We start from the raw sequence: 25,334 nt of genomic DNA, 5'->3' as shown, positions 1-25,334 counted from the left end.
CACAAACCCATAGAAACTGAGAGTTGTTTTCATGAGTACCGATTTTGTCCCCCAACCGCAGAACGACGATCGCTTTCTAGAAGAAGCGATCGATCTGTTACTGTTCTTGGAGCAGGAGTTGCCTAACTATACAAAAGACAGTAACCCTGGTACAGCTTTGGCTCTCATGGAAGCTGCTCGCTCTCTGCATTCGATTGCCATAGCAGCCGAGCTAGATGCCATTGCCATAGTTGCGGCTGCACTAGAAGAGATTTTTCAGCTTCTGCATCAGTATCGAGCAACTGTCAACGCCCCAATCGCCTCCCTGTTGTCAGAAGGATTAGATTGCCTACAGATGCTGTTGATGGCATTTTTAACAGCCTCGCAAATTGACGAAGTAGAAATTCTGGAGCGGATGTCTGCCATTGTTGCTCGTTTACAAGCAGAGTTTGGCGATTCCCAGGAAACAAACCTTGAGACATCGGTAGAGCAACCGCAGGAATATCAACCAGTTATTCAGTTTGGCGATCGCTTGGCCGAGGTAGAATCTTCTGCGGAGCAAGTTATCGTTAAAGACAACGATAGTCTACTAATATATGAAGAAACTAGCCCCCAGTCTGGCAGCCTTGTTCACGTAGATAGCGAGCAGCTTCCCGTCAATGTAGGGGAACTAGTAAACCCGGAGGAGTATGGGGAAGAAGATTTTCATGCTTGGTTGGGGGATTTTTCCTTGTCTGCTGAAATATCTGAAACATCCCTAGTTAAATCTGTTCGCGATCGCCATCCACTCTCTTTGCAAGAATCGATTTCTACTATTCTTGCAACCAGTATTCCAGCCGCTACACCCATCAATATTAAGCATCTCGAACAACTAAACGCGCTAATTGCAACACTATTAATTAACTATAATCAGCAAGCTTGTCAGGAAGAACAACAACAACATACGATCGGGCGGTTGTTCCGACAAGTTAAACGATTACAACACCTGCTCGATAATCTACAGGAATGGTCAGGACGTTTAGCAGCAATTTCAGATACCCTTTCTCCTCTAGCTGCTTCTCGCTCTCAGCAATTATACAATACTCTGCAATCTGTTTTGGCTGAAGCGTCTCAGGTGGGATCAACTGTTGATTCGCTGAATAACAATCATCATCAACTCAAACAAGAACTCATACAGCAGGAAAAGTTACTTAACCAGTCTTCCAATTTAGTCAAAAAAGTTACAACTATTCCTTTAAAAGTAGCCTTAGAACCTTTACATCGACTTTGGTCTCAGTTACAAGCTCTACAAGATAAGTCTGCTAGACTACATTTACAAATTAGCGAGATCCAAGTCGATCGGGTATTTAGCGATCGCCTCCGTACCCTCCTGTTGCATATAAGTTGCTATTTACTAGAGCAAAGTATAGAGTCTTGCCAAACACGCCAACAGCTTGGTAAAAATAGCAATGGTATCATCGAAATTCAAGTTTATCAGCAAGGAAATCAACTGATTATTGATGGCTGTGATGATGGTGCAGGACTTAACTTATCTCAAATCTATCAACAAGCTTCAGCCCAAGGACTCGCCCTGACAAAACCAGGGGATATCTTACAAGAACTGGTACTTGAACCAGAGGTTTCATCTGTTTTGTGCGATCGTGCTGCCTTAGAGTTAGGAGTAGAATTAACTGAAGTTTGCAAGCAATTAACAGCTATTCAGGGAAGAATAGTATTGAAGTCTAAAGCTGGACATGGTACAGCCTTCTCGCTCCAAATTCCCCTCAATCAAAAAATTGCTCAACTTATCGTCTGTCAAGCTAACTCCAGAGTCTATGCATTTATTGCCGATTCTGTAGAGCAGATTTATCTATCCCAGTCCGAACAAATCATCCAAACTCAAGCGGGACGGATGTTATTATTGCAGTCTTCTGGCACCAGTGGCTTGCTTGGTTATGCTGATGAGGATCTAACAACAGAAATGCTCGTTCCTATCCACTTATTAACTGATGTGCTGATTTATCCTAACCAGCTTCCCACCTCAGTTACTACTTACAGTACAGATACACTAAATGCTTTCAAGCTGGATAAGCCTTTATTAGTATTTCGTTACTTAGACAAACGATGTGCTTTAGAAGTAGATTGCATCATCGGCAAGCAATCCTCTGCAATCCATCCTCTGGGGGAAGCAATCCCAGTTGCTGCTTATATTCAAGGAACTAGCATTCTTGCCAATGGGCAACTTAGCTTGGTTTTGGATGGTCAGCTTCTCACAAAATCTCTAGCTTGAACTCAATACCTGCCGAAAAAAACTAAGTTACAGCGATACTATCCTCAAATACTTTTGCAGTCTAGAAGACCTTAGAATTGAGGTAAGTCCTACAATAAATTTCAAATATTAAACTGATATCTATCCACGAGGTAGAAGAAACTACTTACAAAATTCCGTATTGTAGAATTGCTGTCTTAAAATCAGGAAAAAACGCTCGTGGTTCCCATTAGAGATAATAATCCGACAAAAATCACGCCTTATGTAACTTATGGGTTGATTGCTGTCAATGTCCTCGCTTTTCTTTATGAAGCAAATCTTCCCCCACAAGCATTAAATGGATTTTTACACCTTGCGGCTGTAGTTCCACGAGAACTGACTTTAAGTTTTGCGGGTATCTCTGTACATCAACCAGTTCCAGAATGGGCAACTTTGATTACTTCCCAATTTTTGCACGGTGGTTTCTTACACTTAGCTGGCAATATGTTGTTTCTCTGGATTTTTGGCAACAACGTTGAAGATAAGTTGGGTCATGCCAAATATTTACTGTTTTATTTATCTTGCGGTGTTTTGGCATCCTTGACCCAGTGGTTCTTCGCTCAAGATTCTAGCATTCCTTCTTTGGGTGCAAGTGGTGCGATCGCAGGTGTTATGGGTGCATACATTCTCCGCTTTCCCAACGCCGAAGTTCTTGGTGTAGTACCTTTAGGGTTTTTCTTCCCAACTTTCCGTGTCCCCGCATATTTCTTTTTAGGATTCTGGTTTCTCGAACAAGCCTTTTACGGACTTACCAGCCTGGAAGCACGTACCAACATCGGTATGGAAAGTGGTGGTATTGCCTACTGGGCCCATGCAGGCGGGTTTATTTTTGGGGCAATTCTCGGTCCACTGTTGGGCTTATTTAGCGATAAATCCCAGGAAGAATCTTGGTACAAGTAATTATTTTTCATAGTATCGTTTTTACCCTCAATTATGCTGATTAATTTAATAGGTGAAATTGCTTAACCTTCGCAACTGCTAGCCTTACAAGCTATATTGCAGTTAGTCAATAATTTAGGAAAAACACCTGTGTTTCCCCTCTACGATGAAAATCCGACGCGAATTACCCCGTATTTCACCTATGGGTTAATTGGCATGAATGTTTTAGTTTTTATTCACGAGGTGAGCCTGCCACATGCACAATTGAGTCAGTTTTTAAGTGAGTATGCGGTAGTACCTCAAGAGTTAACCACCAATTTGAATGGAGAGTGGATAACGTTATTTACGTCGCAATTCTTACATGGTGGTTGGTGGCACTTAATCTCAAATATGGTGTTTCTCTGGGTTTTTGGCAACAATATTGAAGATCGATTAGGTCATGCCAAATATCTGATTTTTTATTTGGCGTGTGGTGCTTTAGCTGCCTTGTGCCAATGGTTTATTGGGATGAATTCTGAGATTCCTTCCTTGGGGGCAAGTGGTGCAATTTCAGGGATTTTGGGTGCGTACATTATCCGCTTTCCCCACGCTCAAGTTATGACTTTAATATTTTTGGGGTTTTTCATCACCACAATCAGAGTTCCAGCACTAGTCATAATTGGAATTTTTGTTGTGCAAAATGTGATATCCGGTCTTGCTACCCTACAAACAGCCGCTAATATGACCGTGCAAACTGGTGGAGTTGCATATTGGGCGCACATCGGTGGTTTTATATTTGGGGTAATTCTTGCTCCCTTATTTGGCTTGTTTCGGCGCGACTAAATGCATCATTTCCTGAAACTCGCAGCACAAAAATTGTTACCTCTCAATTATCTGCGCTAACTTTCTGTACTAAACGCTTTTCTTTCAGAGACGCTAAAGCGAACGCCAACGCGACACTTTGTGTTAAAATTTACACATTTGAAACTATTAGTTTTTGTTGGCACTCGCTGAAACTTCTTCTGACTGTTCTACCTCAGATGTAAATGCTGATGATTTTGGAACTTCTTCAGGTACAGAAACGATGATATCAGCACCATTAATAATTGCTCCCAATAACCCTAGTTCCGATTCAACCAATTGATCGATAGCTTCACCTAGCATATTCTCTTGCGTATAGTTTGGTCGCGCCACTAGTACGATCCCATCGCTGTAGGGTTGAATTAACAAAGGGTCATTGGATATGCTCAGGGGACTAGTATCTAAAATTACTAAATCAAACCGTTCGCGGACATCTTCTATCAGCCGTCGCATTTCGCTCGATTCAAGAATAGCAGCGGATTGCCGCACTGGTCCAGGGCTGGGAAGAATGTATAAATTTGCAACATCAGGAACTAAACGAATACATTCGCTCAAATTAGCGTAATAACGCAGGGGTTCAATAGTGGCCTCAGGGTCAGGAATGACTTTCAAGGATGCACAACGGGAAGGCGATCGCAAATCTGTTTCGATAATTAAGGTTCTTTTTCCAGCACGGGCGGAAGCAACACCCAAATTATAAGCACTTGCCGTTTTACCCTCTAGGCTACTGGTGCTAGTAATCAATACTACCTTTAAGTTTTTACCACCAATGCGGCGCATATTACTACGGAATTTCTCATAAAATTCTAAATAAGGAGAATCTTGGGAAAATACTACCGGTACAGCATCTGGCTCCAAATCATCAACTGGCATTAAAGGCAATTCTCCCAACAGTGCCACTTCTCGTTGCTTGAGGCTCTCGCGAATATCCTCCCTGGTTTTGAAAGTCCCTTCCAGCGCTCCCAACAAAAATATCACCCCGCCACCAATCAATACACCTAAGAAACCACCCACAGCAAGGGTAATAGGCACACTCTTCGGAGGTTTGGGATCGACAGTGACTGCGGGGCGTCTGGCAATACTGAGGCTGCTAGTAGTTTCTGCCTCTGCGGTTTTAGCATCCGTTAGCTTCACCTGCATTTGGTCATAGATGGCTTTTTTAAGTCCAACCTCCTGTTCTAAACGCGATCGCTCTAATTGCTTATTGGGTATTAGAGCATACTCTCGTCTGAGCCGCGCTTCTAGTTGGATTTCTTGAGCTAGTTGTTGTTGCAGTGTCTCCCTTTGGGTTTGTAAAGACACCATTTGGTTTGCCAATTGCTGGCGTGTTGGATCTAAGCTGCTTTGAGTGCGAATACCTGCAACGCTACCCTGAAGCGGAGCCGCCGTTCCATCACCACCTAAAACCTCAGCTGCACGTTGTTGTAGTAATTCCTCAGCAGCTTGTTTCTGACGCAGTAACTGCACCATCGTTGGATGTTCTGGCCGCAAATCTTTTCTGAGTACAGCAATTTGCGATTCACTTTGATAAATTTGCGCTCGTAAGTTACCAATAATTGGATCGGCACTCAAAGCAGAAGAAACATAAGCCTGTCCAACAGTTAAGCCTAACTTATTTTGTAAACTGCGAACTTGACCATCAACCCCAGAAATAGTTAATTGAATTTGCCGTTGGAGATTTTGGCTAGCAGTAATGGCGCTTAACAAGCTGCCATTCTCTGCTGCTAAGATTGCTGTTCGCTCGACGCGATCGTACTGTTCCAACTTCTTTTCAGCAATTTGCAATTCCCGTTTAGCTTGTGGTGTGCGATCGTTAATCTTTTGAATAATTGCTTGTAAGCGCCCAGTATTGATGTCACTACTCAACTTGATCATTGCTTGCATCAATTCCGTCAATACCTGTATGCCTCGTTTGGCGTCACTATCTACATATTTAAGTTCAAAGGTAGAAGATTCTAATTCTCCACTCTTAGCATTTTTTTTAGGTAGAGCAAGAGCAAGACTTGCACCGAGTTGTTTCGGCTTGACACCGACTTTCTCCGCCACACCTGCAATTATTTGGTTTGATAGTAAAACTTCCTCATTTAGTTCCTTTCCTTGCTGTTGGATTTCATTACCAGTTGCAGAGAAAGAAACTGGTGGTCCACTATAAGTAAGTGCCCCAGATGCTATATAGCTAGTAGGTGGCTCTGGTTGCATAGCTACCACAGTTGACCCAGCGATAACTAAACCAAAACTAGCTAGTCCAATCCACTTATATTTATCAAAAGCAATAAGATAGCGTTTAACAATTGGTGGGGTCATGGTCGCTTCGCTCCAATTCAAAATTTAAATATTCAAAATTCAAAATTTAGGAAGCACCAAACTAAAGATAGTGGCTTTGATACAAGGATGCTATCAACTTCCTACTGTATATATCGGTTGATATCTTTAAGATTTTTCCATTAATAAATTCAAATATCGGTTAGAGATGTGGCTTCCTACACTCCAAACTATTTTTAGGTTGTATCCTGCTTTTAATGTTACTAATTCGATCCACCACCGATGTTGTCAAAAAACCGAAGAAAGGATTGAACATTGAAGAAAGGTTGGGTAATGGTGGTCAAGAAATTAGTAATTCTACCAATGAGGTTCCGACCAACAACAATAACATCATTATCTTGAAGTGCGACATTTTGCGACGCATCACCGCCTAGAGCTTTTTTAGCATCAAGTTTTTGGGTAACAGCTTTGCCTCGTTCCGAATCAAAGCGAACCAGAGCGATATCTCTCAGATTAGCAGTGTCTAGATTTACACCTCCCAAAGCATCTACAAATGTACTGCCGTTAGGCAGTGCTTGAATGGAAAGACCTCCCGCAGCGTAGTTTAAAACTCGGACTCTAATCTGTGGTGTGGCCAAGGATGAACGTGCTACTAAATTGCGGTCATAACCATCCTCATTACCAACTTCACGACGGGGCACGAGTATTGCATCTCCGTCTTGTAAGCGTAAATTCGGGATTGAACCGCCATTTTGCAGTGCTGCATATAAGTCAATAGTTTGTGAAATCACAGAACCATCGATTAACTTTCGGCGTACTTGCACCTGTCGCAGGTCTGCATTCAATGTTGAACCACCAGATGTTAGCAAAGCATCAGCAACGCGGGGTGTTGGTGAATTAATTGGATAAATTCCTGGTCGAAATATTTCTCCACTAATGGTAACTTGAACTGGTCGCGTTCCTGCCAAAGATACTACCACGACTGGATCTGGAAAAAAGCGACTCAAGCCCAGGCGAATTTTTTCTTGAGCTTCTTCCAAGGTTAAACCTTTTAATGACACCGTTCCCACTTGCGGCACGATGATGTTGCCTTCTGGACTAATTACAGCTTGAAAACTGAGGTCTGGACGCTGCGCTGCTAATGCTAAAACTATTATTGGATCGACTACATAACGATTTAAACCCAAGCGAATTTTTTCTTGAGCTTCTTCCAAAGTTAAACCTTGTAAAGAAACTGTTCCCAATAACGGCACCGCAATATTACCTTCTGGGTTGATTAAAGCTTGAAAGCTCAAATCTGGAAAGCGCTGAACCGAAACACTAATTCCGTCTCCGATGCCTAAACGGTATGGGCCGGGAGGACGCTGAAGCACAACACCAATTGCATCTCCTGGCCCCAACAGATAGCGACTGAGTTGCGGAGAAATTTCTTCATTCGTATCTGGAGGTACAACTTCAGTACCTGGCACAGGCGAAGGAAATAGCCCTGGTGATTGTCCTTGAGATGGAAAAGGCTGGGCAACAACAAGTTGGATAGGTGTTGTTAAGAAAACTCCTACTTGAAGACTAACAAAACACAAGGCGCTGAATCCACGCATATAAGAATTAGGATCTATGAACATCGGTCAGAAAATATTGATATAGAAATTAGTCGCGCCGAATGGTTATTTTACTCTAAAAATGCCTTGGATGTCTCTTTTATCTACAAGTATTTACCAAGAGAAAGAGAATAATTTTGCTAAATTTAATTTCCAACTTCATATTGTTAACATCATTTTAAGTGAGTTTCAGCCTGACACAATTTATAGAGATACTCTTGATGAATCTCTGCACAAGAGCATCTATAACAGACTCTAGAGAGGGCCTGCCATTAATGCAGCTTGAACTGTTTCCCCAATAGACTGAGCTAAAGACCAAGATGTTTCTACCTGCCCCAAAGGTTCCATTGGAATCAGAATGCTCACGCCAACCCAAGGAGTGCGTTGCTTGCGCCACTGTGCCAGTTGATCTGCCAAGAACCAGTGAAAAGGTGATGGATTTCCGCCGTCTGGCATCGCGTACCATTGCAAAACAGCGAAGGTTTGCTGTGGTGTGGAGGCGCGAAAAAACCTAGCTTCTACTTTAGTTTCGACGTTAGAAGCCAACTTTGCAGATGGTTTCACAGTAAATTGTGCAGAACGAGATTGAGCTATATCCCACTTTCCCCAGCGCGACCTTCCCCAGCCGTTAACGTCTGTCCACTCTACCTCTGGTTGATCCATAGGCCCATTTTGCGGCAACAAAAGCAGAATTGCTTGGGATTCGGAACCTTCTTTTTTAATTACCTGCAAAGACCAATTATGTTCGCCAATTTGCTGTTCTGCTTGTTCAATGGTTTGCCAACCAGGAAGGGTTAACCCAGTCTTGCGGATCTGTTTTAATTCGTGGAGAGTAGGAACAGGGGGCGGTTGTTTCCATTGCCAGTGTCCTGTCAGATATCCGGGAACCCCCGCCATTGCTAGTAGCAGTAGCAATAACAAAAGTGCTGCTACCTGAGTCAATTGGTTTTCCTTGAAAAATTTAGAGAAGGAAATCATCAGTAAAATTTGCAATACTTAGGCAAAATCTTACTTTATAAAATCACATTGTGAGTTCAGTAATATTTAGGACTTACGTATAAGTGATGAAAAATTAAAGGAGTTGGGAGTGAAGAGTGGAGAACAGGGGAGAAGTTGCAGAAAATTTTCTCCTCTGCTCCTCCGCTCCTTCGCTCCTCTGCCTAATCCCCAATACCTCTAACTTCTGCCTCTTGCTCAGTTTCTAGAGAGGCTGAAAAATAGTTATTAATCCAATTCAGTAAGGGCACTAGTGACACCAGCATACAAGCAGAGTAGAGATCGCCACCCCAACCCTCATGCAGCCATTTAAAAGCCGCTTCTTGACCCGTGCCGTGAAAGAAAGTCAGTAAAGTATTACGAATGATATTGGCAATAATACTAACGATCGCAGCAAGAGATAAAAACGATATAGTTGTTCGTCGTGAAGATAAAGCATCTGTCCAATAAAGCAGCATCAAGCCCACGTAGATAGTCGTAAACAACATTTTCAGTCCTGCACAATAGGGAGCAACTTCTACAATCCGTCCTCCCACGTAAAGATTGATCTCATCTACGGTTACTTCCATCCCAAATTGATTCAATATGAAACCTGCTGTGCCAGCGATGAAGCTTTGGAGAGGCAAAGTATAGGGAGCAATAAGATAGGGTAATGCTGTTGGGGTTGCTAAAAATACTAGTAGTAGAGAGAATCCTTGTAATTGCAAACCCGCTATTCCCTTAAACCACAAGCATAAGCCAATTAATATCACGGGCAAGGATAGGTTGACCCACTCTGTAACACCGCTAAGATAAAAAACTGCCCCTAATGACAATAAAACAGCGCCCAAAGGATTGATGGTATCTGGCAAACGTTTCCACTTTTTCCGGTTCATCCAGCCCAGATAAGCCGCAAATGGTAGACCAATAATTCCGTGGCTGAAATATTCGTGTTCTGTACTGATATTTTTGTGCAGCCAACCATCCAACCAGTGTAGCAATATTGGAGCATAAAGCAGCAGCAAAACGCCTAAAATAGCTAGATTTAACAAGCCTGATGCGTTTATATTTTTAACCTGTTGCTGGAGTGCCATAATTTTAAGTAATTCAAAAACTTTGGTTATTAGTCATTGGTCATTGGTTATTGGTCATTTGCAAAGGATAAATGACAAAGGACAAATGTCTAATTTTTAGATGTACATTAAGTATGAATTAACTTCAGGCTACCACGCTGCCAAGGTCGGCAGGAGATAGATTATCTGCCTGATAACTTGTTGAGACTGCATTGGCGATCGCTGCTACAACTTCTTTAACTTGGCTACTACTCAAACCAGGATACATCGGTAATGATAATATTTGCTTTGACAACTTCTCTGCTTGGGGAAAATCTCCCGGTTGATAGCCTAAGTTGGTGAATGCTGGCTGGAGATGACAAGGAATTGGGTAGTGAATACCAGTTTGAATCCCCGCGGCTGTGAGTTTTTCTTGGAGTTCCTGGCGTTCTATTGGGCAAGAATCATCTACTTTAATCACATAAAGATGATAAACGTGTCCTGTATCACTTTGATTTTCTATAGGAATAATCCCAGCAGTTGCTAAGGGTGCTAGTTCACTATCATACTGCTGGGCAATAGTCAGGCGATCGCGATTCCACTGGGGCAAATATGGTAGTTTTTTGTGCAAAATTGCTGCTTGCAAAGTATCCAAGCGGCTATTAGTACCTGGTTCAGTATGAAAATACTTTTGCGATGCACCATAATTTCGCAAGCGCACCATCTTTTGGGCTACATCTGAATCTCGTGTCAGCAGCATTCCCCCATCCCCAAATGCTCCCAAATTTTTGCTGGGATAGAAACTAAAAGCTGCTGCTATTCCTACTGAACCAGCGTAATATCCGTCTCTTTGAGCAAGATGTGCTTGGGCGGCATCTTCAAAAATTAGGAGTTTGTAGGTATCGGCAAAGTTCACTAGATCGCGTGGTGATACCATTTGACCATAGAGATGCACGGGGATAATTGCTTTGGTTTGAGGTGTAATTGCCTTTGCTGCGGCTTCTAAGTCAATTAAAGCAGTTTGGCGATCGCAATCTACCAAAATTGGCTTGGCGCCAGCACGTATTACCCCAATTAAGGTGGCGATAAAAGTATTTGCGGGTAAAATTACTTCATCGCCAGCACCAATATTACACGCTTGTAATCCCAAAGCGATCGCATCTGTACCTGATGCCACACCAACTCCATAAGCCGTACCAGATACTGCCGCAAATGCTGCTTCAAAATCTGAAAGTGCTTGCCCTAAAATAAAATCTCCCCGTTCCAATACAGATTGGATTGCGTCTTGCAATTGCTTTTGAATTGGTTCATGTTGTAACTTTAGGTCTACAAAAGGAACTCTAATAGTCATTTTATTCATTACCAATCGTCCTCAAAAAATGTTTCCTCACATGGAAAAAATAGAAAACCTTGTACAATTTTCGGTATGAAATTGTCATAGATTTAATCTATTGGATAAAGGTTTAGATCGATTATTTAGTCGGTTATGGTTTTCAAAATTACGCCCTCTTAATTTGAGCGCCCGAAGTTGCCATCAGACTTCTCTCAAAATTCAAAAAGTTCAGAAACTAGGCTTTTCAATAATTTGCTAGTTTGCTAATCCGTAGGGATATGGTTAGCCTATTTAGGTCATCCTGCACTAGGATTATCATCTCTAGGTGCTAGTTGTTATCAGTAAAATATCTATATTTTATTACAGTAACATCTATTTTTTTAAGTAAATTTACCTTGAATGTTCCAGTCAAAATTTCCCTTATATACATAAAGAATGATAGCCCCTTTGTATTGTATCCTTAGCATTAGCTTACCCTGGCTGAATTCAAATCTAACGCAGTCTGATTGGAAAATCTCAAGCAATAAAGACTACATCAGTGCCAAATAAAGAACATTCAGCACCAGTAACTAGTAACTAGCAGACACCACATCTTGGCTTAATGCAAGGGAGAAAAAATTTTTGCCCTAAATTTGTTTGTCAGAGGCAAAATTAGGGAATGCTTAAAAATAGCAATTGATAACCTAGAAATAGGACTTGGATCAATTAACACGATAGAGAAATTATTAAGGTAGCAGTGGCAATGATAGAGCCTGAAAACAAATTATTTGCCCTAAAGGATGGTTGGGATTCTCATGAATCAAGAGAACAGCAACGCCTCAAAGCTTTGTCCGATTTAGGTTTGCGGCAACCAGAAACGATTCCGGTTTTTGAAGAAGCCACACAGACTGCTGCCCACTTTTTGGAAGCACCAATTTCGATATTGGGATTTGTGGATCAAGAACGCCACTGGTTCAAATCGGCGATAGGCTTATCTAGACTAGGACTAATGAATCATTTGGCACAAAGCCGCCAACTACTACGCCGGGAATCATTTTGCACTCAGGTAGTAGACAGCTTTCAAGTGTTTGTCATTAATGATACGCATAAACTTACCGATCCAGTACTTGCTGGCAGCAAGTTAGTGCAAGATTATGGTATTCGTGCTTACTTAGGAGCGCCATTAATTGATGCTGAGGGACATTGTTTAGGTGCATTAGCGGTAATGGATTTAGTCCCGCGCAATTTTACAACGCGAGATATTGAGTTTTTACAAATCATTGCTCGTTGGAGCATGAGTGAATTTGAACGTAATAGACTCCTGCAAGGCAAACTCGAATCAAGCGCTGCCAAGAACGTTCCGATATTTTCACTGAATGAGGAACGTAACACTGAGATTAAAATCACTGCATCCACTCAAGATAGCGACTCTGTTTCTACTAAGCAACTGAAGCTAGAACTTTTGAGTCAGCTAACTCAGGAGTTACGCACGCCCTTAACATCTGTACTCGGTATGGCTAGTGTTTTAGGACGTGAGATTTATGGGCCTTTGACGACTAAACAGAGAGAATATTTAGAAATTATCCAACACAGTGGTCGGTACTTACTTTCCCTAGTAAACGAAATTACCGAACTAGGAGCGATGGATGAAAACTCAACTGTGCTAAATCTAGCTCCCGTGGATATTGAAATGCTATGCCAACAAGCTATCAATACCCTCGAAGAAGTAGCTAATCGTCGCGAACAAGATATTCGCCTGTCTATAGAACCGGGACGCAGTCGCATTTGGCCTTTAGATAAAGACAAGGTGCGGCAAATGCTTTATCATCTGGTTTTCAGTGTGATTCAACTTTCAGCTACAGGTAGCATTGTTCGCATTCATGTTTCTTACAAAGAAGATACGCTCAACATTACTATTTGGGTTTCCCATCCCTGGTTAGGGGACGGGATAACAGAGGTAGATCCTTACTTCCGTCTCAATTCTTTGTCACTGCTGGAGCTTACAGGTGAGGTAGCAACTTACAATACTCATACAGAAAGACAAGAACAACTAGATACTTCATCAGTAGCAGTGGAAAATTCCAAAAACTTGAGTGATTCCCACTCAAATTTCTTTGCTACTAGCTCAGGTATAAATTTAGCTAAATCACATGGAAGTCTTTCTCGTGAAAGCTTAGGTCTATTACTAAGCTGTCAACTGGCAGAATTACATGGTGGACATATTTTGATTCAAGGTTCACCAGAATCAGGATATCGTTATGTGCTTTCTTTACCACTGCAACTAGCGACTTCCTCACAAGCAATTAGCGATGTCTAATTGTGGGAATTGGGGAAGGTGGGGCCCCCTCTGGGGATAAGGGGTAATGGAGATTGGGAAAGACGTATTTTCTATCTAGATTTGATTAATTCTCTGTGTGCTTCTGCGCTTACCTATGCCTTTAAATTTCAACCCTCAATTCGCCACTATTTTACATCAAGCTGTACTAAGTATATGAAGAACTATTCTTAACTTTCTATTGGCTGATGGCCAGGAATAGAAGCGCCATCACGCGATGGGCAATTTCTGTTATTACCTTTTTATAGCTATAGGCATTATGATCGATTCCAAGTTCTGCGTCGGCAGGCTAATCGATCGCAATGTTTTTTATGAATTTAGTCTGGCAACGATTTACTCTATCAACTTTACCGCTCAAAGAATATTTTGCTACCAGTTATGTACACCGCTCTCTGGTGGGACTGCTAAGTTCTTGGCGGCAAACTAGCGTCTTGCTTCAATGGGGAGATGCGATCGCAGCAGCTTTACTCAGCTTAATATATGCTCTAGCACCTTTTGCTTCGAGTACATTGGTGGGTTTTTTGCTGGTGGCTTGTGTCGGATTTTGGCTGTTGTTGACTTTATCTGATGAAGTAACACCAGCAAATGTCTCGTCAGTCACTCCCATTCACTTACTGGTATTGCTCTACTGGGGAGTTGCCGCAATCGCAACAGCATTATCACCAGTGAAAAAGGCGGCACTTAACGACTTGGGAACCTTGACCTTGTATTTGCTACTATTTGTCCTTTGTGCCAGGGTATTAAGGTCGCCTCGCCTCCGTTCTTGGATTATCATCCTTTATCTGCACGTATCGTTAATTGTTAGTGTATATGGGTTGCGGCAATGGTTTTTTGGAGCCACAGCATTGGCAACTTGGGTTGATCCAGAATCTCCTATGTCTAAGACTACAAGAGTCTACAGTTATTTAGGCAATCCCAACTTATTGGCTGGATACCTCTTACCAGCAGTAATTTTTAGCTTAGTGGCAATTTTTGCATGGCAAAGCTGGCCTAAAAAAGCTCTTGCATTAACGATGCTAATTGTCAATAGTTCCTGCCTGATTCTGACTTTTAGTCGTGGCGGTTGGATTGGACTAGTGGTGGCAGTGTTAGCTGTGATGGCATTGCTACTTTTTTGGAAAAGCGTGGAAATGCCTCGTTTTTGGCGTACTTGGTCAATACCGATTGTTTTAGGAGGTTTGATCGGCGTATTGGTTCTAGCAGTGATATTTGTAGAGCCAGTCCGGCTGCGAGTGTTTAGTATTTTTGCTGACCGTAAGGATAGCAGTAATAATTTTCGCCGAAATGTGTGGGATGCTGTATTTGAAATGATTCGCGATCGCCCGATTTTCGGCATTGGGCCTGGTCACAACTCTTTTAATAAAGTTTATCCCCTCTACCAACGCCCTCGTTACACTGCTTTGAGCGCCTATTCTATATTGTTTGAAGTGACTGTAGAAACTGGTTTTGTTGGTTTAGCCTGCTTTCTCTGGCTAATAATTGTCACATTTAATACAGCACTTTTGCAAGTGCGACGATTGCGACAAATCAGAAGTATAGAAGGATTTTGGTTAATCGGAGCGATCGCTATTTTGTTGGGTATGCTAGCTCACGGCACCGTAGATACTGTCTGGTATCGTCCTGAAGTCAATACCCTCTGGTGGCTGATCGTTGCCTTAATTGCCAGCTACTGGACACCTTTAGCTCAAAGCCAGACAAATTCAACTAACTCAGAACCAGCAGTAAATTAACATAAATAAGTTGTCAGTTGTTTTCTTACCGGACAACTGACAACTTTTGAATTTTGCATAAATAAATTTTGAATTATCTAGTCTCTGTAGGTAGTGGCACTTGGGGCATTAGGGTCGCGATAAGCTACAGGTTCGCGATCGTTCTTTTTGCCAGCCAACCCGCCTAGACCGAGTAAACCAAGCAATCCCAGCCAACCCCAATCAAAATCGTTGCGATTATTGTCAGTAGTCGTTGTTGGAGCAGTAGTAGTGGCTCCAGTGTCATTAGTTGTCTGAGCTTGTGCAGATAGAGTTAAAGGTAAAATTCCCATACTCAAGGTGAGAACGCCAGCGCCAACAGCGGTAATGAAATTACTTTTCATAAGTTGTGAAAGTTCCTGATGCTATTTGAAGTCACTCACCACTGTATCGATTCTCAACCTTAACAAAATCAATCTGCGGCTATAAACTCGGCATTTTCATAACTCACGCTGTAGACATACAACATGGTTTTCACAGCAGTCTGTTTCTCATTCTTGCTGTAGTAGTTTAGCAACACTGAATCCTCAATAACTTTTCATGGCCCGTTGAATATCACGCTGGTCTTGGCGTCGTTTCAGGTCTTCTCGTTTATCGTGCAGCTTTTTACCTTTGCCAAGAGCTATACTCACTTTTAGCCAGCCTCGTTTGAGATACATTTTCAAAGGGATTAAAGTTAAACCCTGCTGCTCGACTTTGCCAATTAGCTTACGGAGTTCTTGACGATGCAATAGAAGCTTGCGTGTACGCCTTGGTTCGTGATTAAAATATTGTCCACTAGCGTTGTAAGGCGAGATATGCACATTGATCAACCATGCTTCACCATTGCGAAGCAAAGCATAGCCATCTTGGAGATTGACTTTACCCGCGCGAATCGACTTCACCTCTGTTCCTGTCAACTCAATTCCAGCTTCGTAAGTTTCTAGAATTTCATACAAATAACGGGCTTGACGGTTGTCGCAAATAACTTTGTAACCTTCGTTCTTGTCGCTCATTGATAATTTTGTGTGCTTTAAATGTACCTAAAAAATTATTTGGATTGGCTTGTGAATTATACGGTGTATCTTAGAACCGCTATAAATGGTGAACTGTATATCACTAATTTAGCTTTTCTAAGTTCACAATTAAGGTTTTCTGGCAACTTTTAAGTTAGCTGATACCGATTACCTCTAAGATTTCATAGAACAAGTTGCTTGAGCAACTTGTCTCACCAAGCCTGATTTTGTGCAGTTTCACAAATAGGACTTACACATCAAGTAGAGGTAATACCCTGTGGAAAGCCGCTTATCTACGAAAACTCCACGTAACTTGCTTCTTGGCGTTTACATAAATTGTCTCTACAGAAAATCAAAATTTTCACTCCCTTTTTGCATAAGTCCTGACAAAGAATTAATATGGCGCTAATGATAATGAGTTGTTACAAATTACAAAGCTCTCTATGCCTCTTAAGCACAGGGAGTCTAAGGTAGTTACACTTCATTAACCCTCCTAATGATTTAAGATTTCCTTTATAAATAAACCCTGAGAGCAGTCATTAGCTGGTAATCCTGTCATAGTATGAAACATAAGAACACTATTATTGTCTGTGTTCGTTAACGGAGTAGATAAAAGCAAATTTCTGAGTAAAAAAATGCTAGGGGTGTATTATCCATGCCCTTGACGATCCTTGTAGTGGATGATGATTTGGGCACTCGTCTGTCTGTTAGCGACTATCTTGAACTGTCTGGCTACTCTGTGATTACGGCTAATGACGGTCAAGAGGCTTTGTTTATGGTGGATGAGTATCATCCTGATTTGATTGTCACGGATATTGTTATGCCACGGATGAATGGCTATGAACTGGTGCGCCGGGTGCGTCAACAACCAGTGTTTCGTTTATTGCCTGTAATTTTATTAACGGCACGCATTAAGACCCAAGAAAGAATTTTGGGCTACCAGTCAGGGTGCGATTTATATTTACCCAAGCCTTTTGAACTGGAAGAGTTAGCAGCAGCAATCCGCAATCTTTTGGAGCGATCGCAAATTATCCAATCAGAATATCGTTTTTCTCATAAAGACAGTTTGGGCATTTCCGGCTTGAAAAAAGCGGAGGATGCCCATAATTCTCTGTCCACTCAAATTCAAAAATCTCATCTGCACTCAGCCCTAACTCATAGAGAACAGGAAGTCTTAGAGTTATTGACTCATGGTCTTTCTAATGCCGAAATGGGTCATCAGCTACACCTGAGTCCTCGAACTGTGGAAAAGTACGTGAGCAGTTTATTGAGGAAAACCTCAACCAGCAACCGCGCGGAATTAGTCCGTTTTGCGATGAAGCATGGTTTAGTGGAATAAAAGTTAGGAGTAGAGACGCGATTAATCGCGTCTGTGCAGGAGTGAGGAATTAAAACTCCTGACTCTTCACTCATAACTCTTCACTTTTAACTTTTGTCAGCAGACCTTCACAAGCATCGATCAGTAAATCAATAACCTGATTAAATCCCTCTTGACCACCATAATAGGGATCTGGAACTTCCTTTAGAGTGTGTCGAGAGCAAAACTCGCACATCAAACGCACTTTATGCTGATATTGCTTAGTTCGATCGAGAGTGAGGATGTTCTCATAATTTTCTCGATCCATAGCCAAAATCAAATCAAAGTCTTGAAAGTCTGACTTTTCAAACTGGCGTGCTCGACCACGCAGTTTAATTCCCAACTTAGTAGCAGCCGCGGCACTCATGCGTCTGTCAGGTGAGCTACCAACGTGATAGCTAGATGTACCAGCAGAGTCACAGAGGATATGTTCGCTCAAGCCAGCCTGCTCAATTAGATGATTCATGATATTTTCTGCCGATGGCGATCGGCAGATGTTACCTAAGCAGACAAACAGCAACTTGTAAGGCATAGATATACTTTGTCCTTTGTCAATAGTCATTTGTCCTTTGTCCAATGACTAATGACTAATGACTAATGACTAATGACCAATGACCAATGATTAAAATCCAGGTAACTCCAACCCACTGGTTAATTCTTCCATGCGTTCCCGCATTGTTGCTGTGGACTTGTTGTAGGCTTCTTTCATTGCCACTGTTACAAGATCGGAAAGTACTTCTGCACCTTCTGCTAAAGCATCTGGAGAAATTTCTACCCGCTTGGGTTCTTGGTTCCCACTGACAATCACCTTTACAAGACCACCGCCAGATTCTCCTTGAATCTCCATTTGCTCCAATTCTTCTTGGAGTCGCTTTGCGCCTTCTTGAACTTGCTGCGCTTTCTTAAAAGCTTCGGCTAATTCTTTCATTTTTCCTAAGCCAAAGCCGAATCCCTGTCCTTTTCCTGTCATAATTATTTGTACGCGTATGCGTTGAATAACAAATCAAATTCAATTATAGATGCGGTAAGTAATTTGACTCTTTTTTTACCAATAATTAATGCGTCATAGAGTGGGGAGTAGGGAGTAGGACATTGGTTATTAATTCTTCTCCCCGATCTCCCAATTCCCCATTCCCCATTTTTTATCCACAAGCACCTTGAAACTCTCCGAGCATTTTGACTTCTGGCTCTAAATTAATTGACCAACGTTCTTGTACTTGATGTTGGATGTGGCGAATGAGACAGAAGATATCACTAGCTTTTGCTCCACCACGATTGACGATAAAATTAGCATGTAGTAGTGCTACTTGTGCTCCACCAATTTGGTAGCCTTTTAGACCAGTTTGTTCAATTAACCAGCCAGCACTGTAAGGTTTGGGATTGCGAAACACACTGCCACAACTGGGGAAGTTGTATGGTTGAGTGCTTAACCGATGCTTTTTGTGTTCTTTGGTAATTGCCACAACTTTTGCTGGGTCTGCACCTGGCGCGAGTTGTAAGGTGGCTTGGGTGACTATGCGATCGCCACCTTGCAATAATGAAGTCCGGTAGCCATAACCTAACTGTTCCGGGGTAAGAGTTTCCAACGTACCATCGGGTGAAAGTACTTGGGCACTAACTAACATATCTGCGATACAGCTATTATGTGCCCCTGCGTTCATCACTACGGCACCTCCTGCTGTTCCAGGGATACCAACAGCCCACTCCAATCCTTGCCACCCTAATTCTGCTGCCGCCCACGCCAAGCTAGGAATTGATTCTCCGGCAGCAACGGTTAATTGACCAGTTTGGGGGTCAAAGTTGCTGAAGCGGAGATGACGAGTAGCAATGACTAAGCCTGATATACCACCATCACTCACGAGCAAGTTAGAACCTGCTCCCAGTGTTGTCACCTTTAGATCGCGTTCTTTGGCGTATTTAAGACTTGCTTGCAGTGCTTCTAAGTTTCGGGGGGCAACGTATAAATCAGCGGCTCCCCCAACTCTATAGGAAGTAAACGCTGACAAACAAGCCTGGGACTTGAGCGCACAATCAGTATTGGGTAAGTAGATTACTTCACTCTCCACCGAATTAGTTATTTGGGGTTTCTTTGTATTCAAAGCAGAAACTGTGCAGACGTTTCCAGCTGCCTGGGAAATGGTCATCTTTACTTTTTTTGGTAAAATTTTTACATTTATTTACCGCAAAGATACGGTAATAGAGTTCACAGATGAAACCGTTGCGAGAGGAGCGCTTTGCTCAAAAATAAAACTTCGCAAAGTCTCGACTTAGGATGTGGCTTTAGCAGGCTCACAAAGTGTCGTAATTACTTCTGGAATCACCTGGTTCAAATTTCCAGCCCCCAAAAACAGCGCCAAGTCTCCTGGGCGTAGTGTTTGTAGCAAGTACTCACACACTGCTGTTAAAGTTGGTTGATAAACTACCTGCGAATGCTGTTTAGCAATTTCCGCCGTTAGACGTTCACCACTAATTTGCCCTAAATTAGGTTCGCCTGCACTGTAAATATCAGTCAGCACCACCAAATCAGCATGAGTAAATGACTCGGCAAATTCATCTAAAAAGGTCAGTGTACGACTATAGCGATGGGGTTGGAAGATGGCAACCACTCTTTGCCCTGGTCTTGCCTGTAAACGTGCTGCGGCGAGAGTAACGCGAATCTCGCTAGGATGATGAGCATAGTCATCAATAAAGGTAATGCCATTGACTTCGCCTCGGAACTCAAAGCGTCGTCTTGCTCCTTCAAAAGTGGCGATACCTTTGGCAATTGCTCCAAATTCTAAGCCCAAAGCGCGACCAACAGCTACTGCGGCTAGGGCATTGCTGAGATTGTGCCGACTGAGCAACCTCAATGTCAACACGCCCAAAGCTTTGCCTTTTTCCCAAACCAAAGCCGTGGTACCATCAGCACGATAATCAATATTGGTGACGGTGTAATCAGCGTCAGTATCTGAGTGTAAGCTGTAGGTAATTGTGGGTTGCAAGCGATCGCGCACTGTCGCACAGTCAATGCTACCTATTAAAGTTTTACAACCCTTAGCAAATGTCTGGAAGGTGTCAATGACTTCTTCTAATGTATCGTAGTGGTCGGGATGATCGAGTTCAATATTGGTGATGATGCCAATTTCAGGAGCGTGTTTTACTAAAGAACCATCTGATTCATCTGCTTCCGCTACCAAATATTGGCTGTGTCCCAATCGAGCATTGCCTTCCCAAGCATTGACTTCGCCACCGACTATAATTGTTGGGTCTAGGCCTGCTTCCAGAAGCATATAGCCTATCATACTACTAGTTGTAGTTTTGCCGTGGGTTCCGGCCACTGCAATACTGTAGTAATCCGCAATTAAAGCTGCTAGGACATCTGAACGATGTAAAACTGGACAACCTAATTCCAGCGCTGCTTTGTATTCTAAATTATTAGTGTTAATTGCTGTTGAACAAATAACTTGAGGCAGTTTTGACTTAGTAGCAGTAGGTAATTGTTCTGGTGAATTTAATACTACTGGATTAGCTAATACCTGAGGTTGAAAGAATTCGAGATTGCTTGCCTCTTGTTTACCAAAAATATGAGCACCGATAGATTCCAACTTGTGCGTAATGTGGTTAGGACGAAGATCCGAACCTGATACTGGAAATTGACGCTTTGCAAGAACGTATGCCAGAGCAGACATACCTATGCCACCGATGCCAATGAAATGAAATGGTCTACCACTAAAATCTACAGAATTAGTCATTTATTACTCCTTTTACACCACACCACACCATAATCACAAATGACACGCGTATCATAACAGGAATTTGATTTTTACCGTAACTACTCCTGTATCATGTTCATGTTTGATGCCCAAATGATGTTTCTGCTCTGGCTTTCCTGGTTGAGAATGATTTTACCTTGGTTGGAGGTTTTTGCTATTTCGGAACTGTTCTTAAGATTATTCTGAAAATTTTGGCTGCATCGGGAAAGAAATTCTTGTAATGTCAAATACATATTTTTGGCTACCTTACTGGAATTGGCTACATAATACATTGTTTAGTGAAACTAATTTGAAATTGCATCAAGTTTAGGCGTGAATTGAGTACAATAGTACATTGGTAATGAAACTATTTTTCAATTGCATATAACCCAGGCTTATCTGGATGCAGCAACTAGCAATTTTTGGTGGCACATTCGATCCAATTCATTGGGGACACCTGCTCGTAGCCGAGACAGCTTTGCATCAGGTATGCCTTGAAAAGGTAATTTGGGTGCCATCCCTAAACCCTCCTCACAAAGAAGCAGCTTTGTTTGAGCATCGCGTGCAAATGCTGCAATTAGCCATTAAAGATAACCCAGCATTTACTGTCTCACTAGTGGAGACTAATCGCTTTGGGACTTCTTATGCCATTAACACCCTGATTGACTTATCTGCTTGTTACCCAAATACTCATTGGTACTGGATTGTGGGCTTGGATACTTTCCAAAGCTTACCCAGTTGGTACCGGGGACACGAATTAGCACAAATGTGTGATTGGTTAATCGCACCCCGACAGCTAGGTGGTGAGACTATAACTCAAAGCAAATTAATCTGCAAGCAAGTGGAGCAACAACTCAAGGAGCAGTCTTTGATTATTCACTGGCAACTCTTGAATATACCTTTAGTAGGAGTTTCGTCAAGTCTAATTCGCAAATTTTGCCGCGATAACTTCGTCAACGCCAAGGGCGAACGCCAGTCAATTCGTTATTTAGTGCCGGAATCGGTCAGATCATATATCACTAACAACAATCTCTACTCTTACAAATCTGAATAAATTATGTGTTTTTTTATTGATCTAACACTTTATGGTTAAAAGTGCCCCCCCCCTTTGCGATATGATTGGGGTCAACGATATCAACATATAAGCATAAATACAGAGGGCAAGACACTGTGATTAGAGTTGCAATCAACGGTTTCGGGCGGATTGGACGTAACTTTGCGCGTTGCTGGGTGGGTAGAGAGAATAGTCGGATCGATCTTGTCGCCATTAATGACACTTCAGACCCTAGAACCAATGCTCACCTGCTAAAGTATGACTCAATGCTAGGCAAGATCAAAGGTGCTGAGATTAGTGCTGACGATAACTCGATCATCGTCAACGGTAAAACCATCAAGTGCGTATCCGATCGCAATCCCGAAAACTTGCCCTGGAAAGATTGGGGAATTGACCTAATTATCGAAGCAACCGGGGTATTTACTAGCAAAGAAGGAGCGCTCAAGCACGTAAATGCTGGAGCTAAGAAAGTTCTGATTACCGCTCCTGGTAAAAACGAGGATGGTACTTTTGTGGTTGGTGTGAATCATCATGATTATGACCACAACAAACACCACATTATCAGTAACGCTAGCTGTACTACCAACTGCTTGGCACCAATTGCCAAGGTGTTGAACGATAAGTTCGGCATTATCAAAGGTACGATGACCACCACCCACAGCTATACAGGCGATCAGCGCTTGCTAGACGCTTCTCACCGGGATTTACGACGGGCGAGGGCCGCAGCGATAAACATTGTACCCACTTCTACTGGTGCAGCAAAAGCAGTGGCGCTGGTTATCCCAGACCTCAAAGGCAAGCTAAATGGCGTTGCCTTGCGCGTACCAACCCCGAACGTCTCAATGGTAGATTTCGTAGTTCAGGTTGAGAAGCGTACTATTACTGAAGAAGTTAACCAAGCTCTCAAAGATGCTGCCGAAGGGCCACTTAAAGGCATTTTGGACTACAGCCAACTAGAACTAGTATCTTCCGATTATCAAGGTAGTGATGCTTCTTCGATTGTTGATGCTAGCTTGACTTTGGTTATGGGCAATGACTTAGTAAAAGTTATGGCGTGGTATGACAACGAGTGGGGTTACAGCCAACGAGTCTTGGATTTGGCAGAGTTGGTAGCTGAGAAGTGGCAATAATTAATTTGTCATTAGTCATTGGTCATTAGTCATTAGTTATTGGTTATTAGAAAAAGGACAAAGGACAAAGTACTATTGACTAAAATGTTGAAATCCCTGGCTAAGATTCAGAACTTGGTCAGGGAATTTTTTTTGCTCGTCGTGCAATATTACTGTCGATCCGGCTGTAATTCTGCCTGCGATCGCAGCACCTTCTCCAAGATGTTGCACTAAGGCTGATGCTAGTTCTTGTGGTAAACACAGCACTAATTCAAAGTCTTCGCCACCGTATAGAGCATATTTTAGTGCTTGGTCTGGTGTCAGCCAATGGTTAAAAGTTTTTGGTACGGGAATTTGTCTGTATTCTAAGACAGCGCCAACGCCACTGGCACGGCAAATTTGGATTATCGCATCTGCCAAACCATCGCTGCTATCCATACCAGCAATAGAGAATTGGGAGTTAGGACTTAGGATTTTCCAGAGGATTGGTAAGACATCTAATCGTGGCTGTGGGCGTTGGTGTGCGCGGATTAGAGCCGTCTTTTCTCCGTTGTTGAGGTTTTGTCCTAGTTCGGGATGCAAAAGCAGTTCTAAGCCTGCTCTTGAGGCTCCATGAACGCCCGTAACGACGATCGCATCACCCACAACAGCAGTAGAACGGCGGATAATTTGACTAGGGTTAACTTGACCAAAAGCGGTAATTGCCAAAGTAGTTACAGGCGATCGCACCACATCACCCCCAACAATTGGGGTATTGTATTTTTGCAAGCATTCTGTCATTCCCTGGTATAGTCGCTCAACCCAACTAACCTTTAGTTCGCCAGGAAGTCCCAACCCGACAGTTATTCCCAATGGGGAAGCGCCCATTGCTGCTAAATCTGATAAATTGGCAGCAGCAGCTCGCCAACCAGCATCTTCTGGGGAGGTGGTAATGTTGCTAAAATGCACGCCATCAACCAGCACATCTGTTGTCACAACCAAAGATTGCCCTGGTGCAGTCTCAAGTACTGCTGCATCATCGCCGATAATTTCTGGAGGACAGAAGCGCTGTAATCTTTCTAAAAGACCTTGTTCGCCAATGTCTTTTACTTGTCGAGAAGATAACTCACTGTTCACAATCGGTTTTTCGTGTTGCAAAATTACGAAGAAAACTGATGATTTACTTTAGTGTTTAAGATAAGGGTATCGTCTAGGAGTCAGTTGGGATGGTAACAACACCAGTAACCAGCATCACATTTGAAGAGTACTTAACCTATGATGATGGTAGCGATTTCCATTATGAACTGGTGGATGGCAAGCTAGAGCTAATGAATCCACCTACTATTGAACATTTTCTGATTGTTGATTTTTTGGATACTGCCTTGAAAGCAGAAATCAAACGTTGTAACTCTACTTGGCTGTGTTTTCGAGAAAGTGGGGTGAGAACGGGTAGAAATAAATCTAGGTTGACTGATTTGTGTGTAGTGACACTGGAGCAAGCTAGAGAATTGTTGAATGCTTCAGCAGTATTTGAGTCACCACCGTTACTAATTGTCGAGGTGGTCAGTCCAGAGTCTGTGAAACGGGACTATCGCCATAAGCGATCTGAATATGCGGCTTTAGAAGTTCCTGAATATTGGATTGTAGACCCACTGGAGACAAAAGTTTCAGTGTTACTACTGGAAGATGGATTTTACGAAGAAACAGTTTTTACTGCCAACCAGCAAATTGGATCGCGGACTTTTCCAGAATTAGCGATCGCAGTCGATCGGATATTCACCGCCGGAAATCTGAATCAGGAGAGACGCGATTAATCGCGTCTGTACAAGAATTATTCTTCTC

At 42.4% G+C, this 25,334-nt stretch carries 21 protein-coding genes; 9 read left to right on the top strand and 12 right to left on the bottom strand.

Going from position 1 to position 25,334, the window contains the following annotated elements:
• Positions 1 to 31: 31 nt before the first annotated feature.
• The 3 genes from AC1F2U_RS20555 to AC1F2U_RS20545 all read left to right on the top strand — a co-directional run bounded on the left by AC1F2U_RS20555 (position 32) and on the right by AC1F2U_RS20545 (position 3,967).
• A complete protein-coding gene (locus tag AC1F2U_RS20555; RefSeq protein ID WP_480262764.1) occupies positions 32 to 2,248 on the top strand; it encodes a hypothetical protein in 2,217 nt (738 codons plus the stop codon).
• A 198-nt stretch (positions 2,249 to 2,446) separates the two neighbouring features.
• Positions 2,447 to 3,166 (top strand): rhomboid family intramembrane serine protease, encoded by a 720-nt coding sequence (locus AC1F2U_RS20550; RefSeq protein ID WP_292734774.1) that lies wholly within the window; start codon positions 2,447 to 2,449, stop codon positions 3,164 to 3,166.
• A gap of 129 nt (positions 3,167 to 3,295) precedes the next feature.
• Positions 3,296 to 3,967: a rhomboid family intramembrane serine protease gene (locus AC1F2U_RS20545; RefSeq protein ID WP_480262763.1), complete on the top strand. Its 672-nt coding sequence runs from the start codon at positions 3,296 to 3,298 to the stop codon at positions 3,965 to 3,967.
• A gap of 147 nt (positions 3,968 to 4,114) precedes the next feature.
• Here the strand turns inward: AC1F2U_RS20545 and AC1F2U_RS20540 are convergent, their stop codons facing one another.
• The 5 genes from AC1F2U_RS20540 to AC1F2U_RS20520 form a co-directional block, all read right to left on the bottom strand.
• Positions 4,115 to 6,289 carry a GumC family protein gene (locus tag AC1F2U_RS20540; RefSeq protein WP_480262762.1) on the bottom strand — a complete coding sequence of 725 codons (2,175 nt, stop codon included), beginning with the start codon at positions 6,287 to 6,289 and terminating at the stop codon, positions 4,115 to 4,117.
• Positions 6,290 to 6,510: 221 nt separating this feature from the next.
• Positions 6,511 to 7,869 carry a polysaccharide biosynthesis/export family protein gene (locus tag AC1F2U_RS20535; RefSeq protein WP_480262761.1) on the bottom strand — a complete coding sequence of 453 codons (1,359 nt, stop codon included), beginning with the start codon at positions 7,867 to 7,869 and terminating at the stop codon, positions 6,511 to 6,513.
• A 231-nt stretch (positions 7,870 to 8,100) separates the two neighbouring features.
• Positions 8,101 to 8,823 (bottom strand): cyanoexosortase B system-associated protein, encoded by a 723-nt coding sequence (locus AC1F2U_RS20530; RefSeq protein WP_480262760.1) that lies wholly within the window; start codon positions 8,821 to 8,823, stop codon positions 8,101 to 8,103.
• Positions 8,824 to 9,005: 182 nt separating this feature from the next.
• Entirely contained in the window at positions 9,006 to 9,914 is a 909-nt protein-coding gene (gene crtB, locus AC1F2U_RS20525; protein ID WP_480262759.1) for a cyanoexosortase B, read from the bottom strand.
• A gap of 124 nt (positions 9,915 to 10,038) precedes the next feature.
• Complete coding sequence (locus AC1F2U_RS20520; protein ID WP_480262758.1) at positions 10,039 to 11,232, bottom strand: DegT/DnrJ/EryC1/StrS family aminotransferase; 1,194 nt, start codon at positions 11,230 to 11,232, stop codon at positions 10,039 to 10,041.
• 715 nt (positions 11,233 to 11,947) lie between these two features.
• Between AC1F2U_RS20520 and AC1F2U_RS20515 the strand changes: the two genes are divergently transcribed.
• Together AC1F2U_RS20515 and AC1F2U_RS20510 are read left to right on the top strand one after the other, a co-directional pair.
• Positions 11,948 to 13,501, top strand: coding sequence for a GAF domain-containing sensor histidine kinase (locus AC1F2U_RS20515; protein WP_480262819.1), 1,554 nt, complete (start codon positions 11,948 to 11,950; stop codon positions 13,499 to 13,501).
• 329 nt (positions 13,502 to 13,830) lie between these two features.
• On the top strand, positions 13,831 to 15,249 hold the full coding sequence (locus AC1F2U_RS20510) for an IctB family putative bicarbonate transporter (RefSeq protein WP_480262757.1): 1,419 nt from the start codon (positions 13,831 to 13,833) through the stop codon (positions 15,247 to 15,249).
• Positions 15,250 to 15,326: 77 nt separating this feature from the next.
• Here AC1F2U_RS20510 and AC1F2U_RS20505 read toward each other — a convergent pair whose 3' ends face one another.
• Both AC1F2U_RS20505 and smpB read right to left on the bottom strand, forming a co-directional pair.
• Positions 15,327 to 15,611 carry a WGxxGxxG family protein gene (locus AC1F2U_RS20505; RefSeq protein WP_480262756.1) on the bottom strand — a complete coding sequence of 95 codons (285 nt, stop codon included), beginning with the start codon at positions 15,609 to 15,611 and terminating at the stop codon, positions 15,327 to 15,329.
• A gap of 183 nt (positions 15,612 to 15,794) precedes the next feature.
• The gene (gene smpB / locus AC1F2U_RS20500; protein ID WP_094349892.1) at positions 15,795 to 16,262 is read right to left on the bottom strand and encodes an SsrA-binding protein SmpB; all 468 of its coding nucleotides are present in this window, start codon (positions 16,260 to 16,262) and stop codon (positions 15,795 to 15,797) included.
• A 655-nt stretch (positions 16,263 to 16,917) separates the two neighbouring features.
• Between smpB and AC1F2U_RS20495 the strand changes: the two genes are divergently transcribed.
• Entirely contained in the window at positions 16,918 to 17,601 is a 684-nt protein-coding gene (locus AC1F2U_RS20495) for a response regulator transcription factor (protein ID WP_480262755.1), read from the top strand.
• Positions 17,602 to 17,671: 70 nt separating this feature from the next.
• Here the strand turns inward: AC1F2U_RS20495 and AC1F2U_RS20490 are convergent, their stop codons facing one another.
• The 4 genes from AC1F2U_RS20490 to murC all read right to left on the bottom strand — a co-directional run bounded on the left by AC1F2U_RS20490 (position 17,672) and on the right by murC (position 21,350).
• Positions 17,672 to 18,151 (bottom strand): low molecular weight protein-tyrosine-phosphatase, encoded by a 480-nt coding sequence (locus AC1F2U_RS20490; protein ID WP_480262818.1) that lies wholly within the window; start codon positions 18,149 to 18,151, stop codon positions 17,672 to 17,674.
• A gap of 90 nt (positions 18,152 to 18,241) precedes the next feature.
• On the bottom strand, positions 18,242 to 18,589 hold the full coding sequence (locus AC1F2U_RS20485; protein ID WP_099100025.1) for a YbaB/EbfC family nucleoid-associated protein: 348 nt from the start codon (positions 18,587 to 18,589) through the stop codon (positions 18,242 to 18,244).
• A 172-nt stretch (positions 18,590 to 18,761) separates the two neighbouring features.
• Entirely contained in the window at positions 18,762 to 19,763 is a 1,002-nt protein-coding gene (murB, locus tag AC1F2U_RS20480; protein WP_480262754.1) for a UDP-N-acetylmuramate dehydrogenase, read from the bottom strand.
• 123 nt (positions 19,764 to 19,886) lie between these two features.
• Positions 19,887 to 21,350, bottom strand: coding sequence for a UDP-N-acetylmuramate--L-alanine ligase (murC, locus tag AC1F2U_RS20475; protein WP_480262753.1), 1,464 nt, complete (start codon positions 21,348 to 21,350; stop codon positions 19,887 to 19,889).
• Between the two features lie 403 nt (positions 21,351 to 21,753).
• Here murC and nadD point away from each other — a divergent pair, with 403 nt between their 5' ends.
• Together nadD and AC1F2U_RS20465 are read left to right on the top strand one after the other, a co-directional pair.
• Positions 21,754 to 22,404 carry a nicotinate (nicotinamide) nucleotide adenylyltransferase gene (gene nadD / locus AC1F2U_RS20470; RefSeq protein WP_480262752.1) on the top strand — a complete coding sequence of 217 codons (651 nt, stop codon included), beginning with the start codon at positions 21,754 to 21,756 and terminating at the stop codon, positions 22,402 to 22,404.
• Positions 22,405 to 22,520: 116 nt separating this feature from the next.
• Positions 22,521 to 23,534 (top strand): type I glyceraldehyde-3-phosphate dehydrogenase, encoded by a 1,014-nt coding sequence (locus AC1F2U_RS20465; RefSeq protein WP_480262751.1) that lies wholly within the window; start codon positions 22,521 to 22,523, stop codon positions 23,532 to 23,534.
• A gap of 72 nt (positions 23,535 to 23,606) precedes the next feature.
• On the opposite strand, the gene thiL is transcribed toward AC1F2U_RS20465, so the two are convergent.
• Entirely contained in the window at positions 23,607 to 24,629 is a 1,023-nt protein-coding gene (gene thiL / locus AC1F2U_RS20460) for a thiamine-phosphate kinase (protein WP_480262750.1), read from the bottom strand.
• A gap of 89 nt (positions 24,630 to 24,718) precedes the next feature.
• Between thiL and AC1F2U_RS20455 the strand changes: the two genes are divergently transcribed.
• Positions 24,719 to 25,306: a Uma2 family endonuclease gene (locus AC1F2U_RS20455; protein WP_480262749.1), complete on the top strand. Its 588-nt coding sequence runs from the start codon at positions 24,719 to 24,721 to the stop codon at positions 25,304 to 25,306.
• The last annotated feature ends 28 nt before the right edge of the window (positions 25,307 to 25,334 follow it).

The organism is Nostoc sp. LEGE 12454 (assembly GCF_056620565.1).
The sequence above is the reverse complement of the archived record's forward strand: the minus strand, read 5'-3'. Positions and strand labels throughout refer to the sequence as shown.

Excerpts from the sequence above, each read along its gene's own strand:
- AC1F2U_RS20555 (WP_480262764.1), top strand. The coding sequence starts at position 32 with ATGAGTACCGATTTTGTCCCCCAACCGCAGAACGACGATCGCTTTCTA.
- AC1F2U_RS20540 (WP_480262762.1), bottom strand. The coding sequence starts at position 6,289 with ATGACCCCACCAATTGTTAAACGCTATCTTATTGCTTTTGATAAATAT.
- AC1F2U_RS20535 (WP_480262761.1), bottom strand. The coding sequence starts at position 7,869 with ATGTTCATAGATCCTAATTCTTATATGCGTGGATTCAGCGCCTTGTGT.
- AC1F2U_RS20530 (WP_480262760.1), bottom strand. The coding sequence starts at position 8,823 with ATGATTTCCTTCTCTAAATTTTTCAAGGAAAACCAATTGACTCAGGTA.
- crtB (WP_480262759.1), bottom strand. The coding sequence starts at position 9,914 with ATGGCACTCCAGCAACAGGTTAAAAATATAAACGCATCAGGCTTGTTA.
- AC1F2U_RS20520 (WP_480262758.1), bottom strand. The coding sequence starts at position 11,232 with ATGAATAAAATGACTATTAGAGTTCCTTTTGTAGACCTAAAGTTACAA.
- AC1F2U_RS20515 (WP_480262819.1), top strand. The coding sequence starts at position 11,948 with ATGATAGAGCCTGAAAACAAATTATTTGCCCTAAAGGATGGTTGGGAT.
- AC1F2U_RS20510 (WP_480262757.1), top strand. The coding sequence starts at position 13,831 with ATGAATTTAGTCTGGCAACGATTTACTCTATCAACTTTACCGCTCAAA.
- AC1F2U_RS20505 (WP_480262756.1), bottom strand. The coding sequence starts at position 15,611 with ATGAAAAGTAATTTCATTACCGCTGTTGGCGCTGGCGTTCTCACCTTG.
- smpB (WP_094349892.1), bottom strand. The coding sequence starts at position 16,262 with ATGAGCGACAAGAACGAAGGTTACAAAGTTATTTGCGACAACCGTCAA.
- AC1F2U_RS20495 (WP_480262755.1), top strand. The coding sequence starts at position 16,918 with ATGCCCTTGACGATCCTTGTAGTGGATGATGATTTGGGCACTCGTCTG.
- AC1F2U_RS20490 (WP_480262818.1), bottom strand. The coding sequence starts at position 18,151 with ATGCCTTACAAGTTGCTGTTTGTCTGCTTAGGTAACATCTGCCGATCG.
- AC1F2U_RS20485 (WP_099100025.1), bottom strand. The coding sequence starts at position 18,589 with ATGACAGGAAAAGGACAGGGATTCGGCTTTGGCTTAGGAAAAATGAAA.
- murB (WP_480262754.1), bottom strand. The coding sequence starts at position 19,763 with ATGACCATTTCCCAGGCAGCTGGAAACGTCTGCACAGTTTCTGCTTTG.
- murC (WP_480262753.1), bottom strand. The coding sequence starts at position 21,350 with ATGACTAATTCTGTAGATTTTAGTGGTAGACCATTTCATTTCATTGGC.
- nadD (WP_480262752.1), top strand. The coding sequence starts at position 21,754 with ATGCAGCAACTAGCAATTTTTGGTGGCACATTCGATCCAATTCATTGG.
- AC1F2U_RS20455 (WP_480262749.1), top strand. The coding sequence starts at position 24,719 with ATGGTAACAACACCAGTAACCAGCATCACATTTGAAGAGTACTTAACC.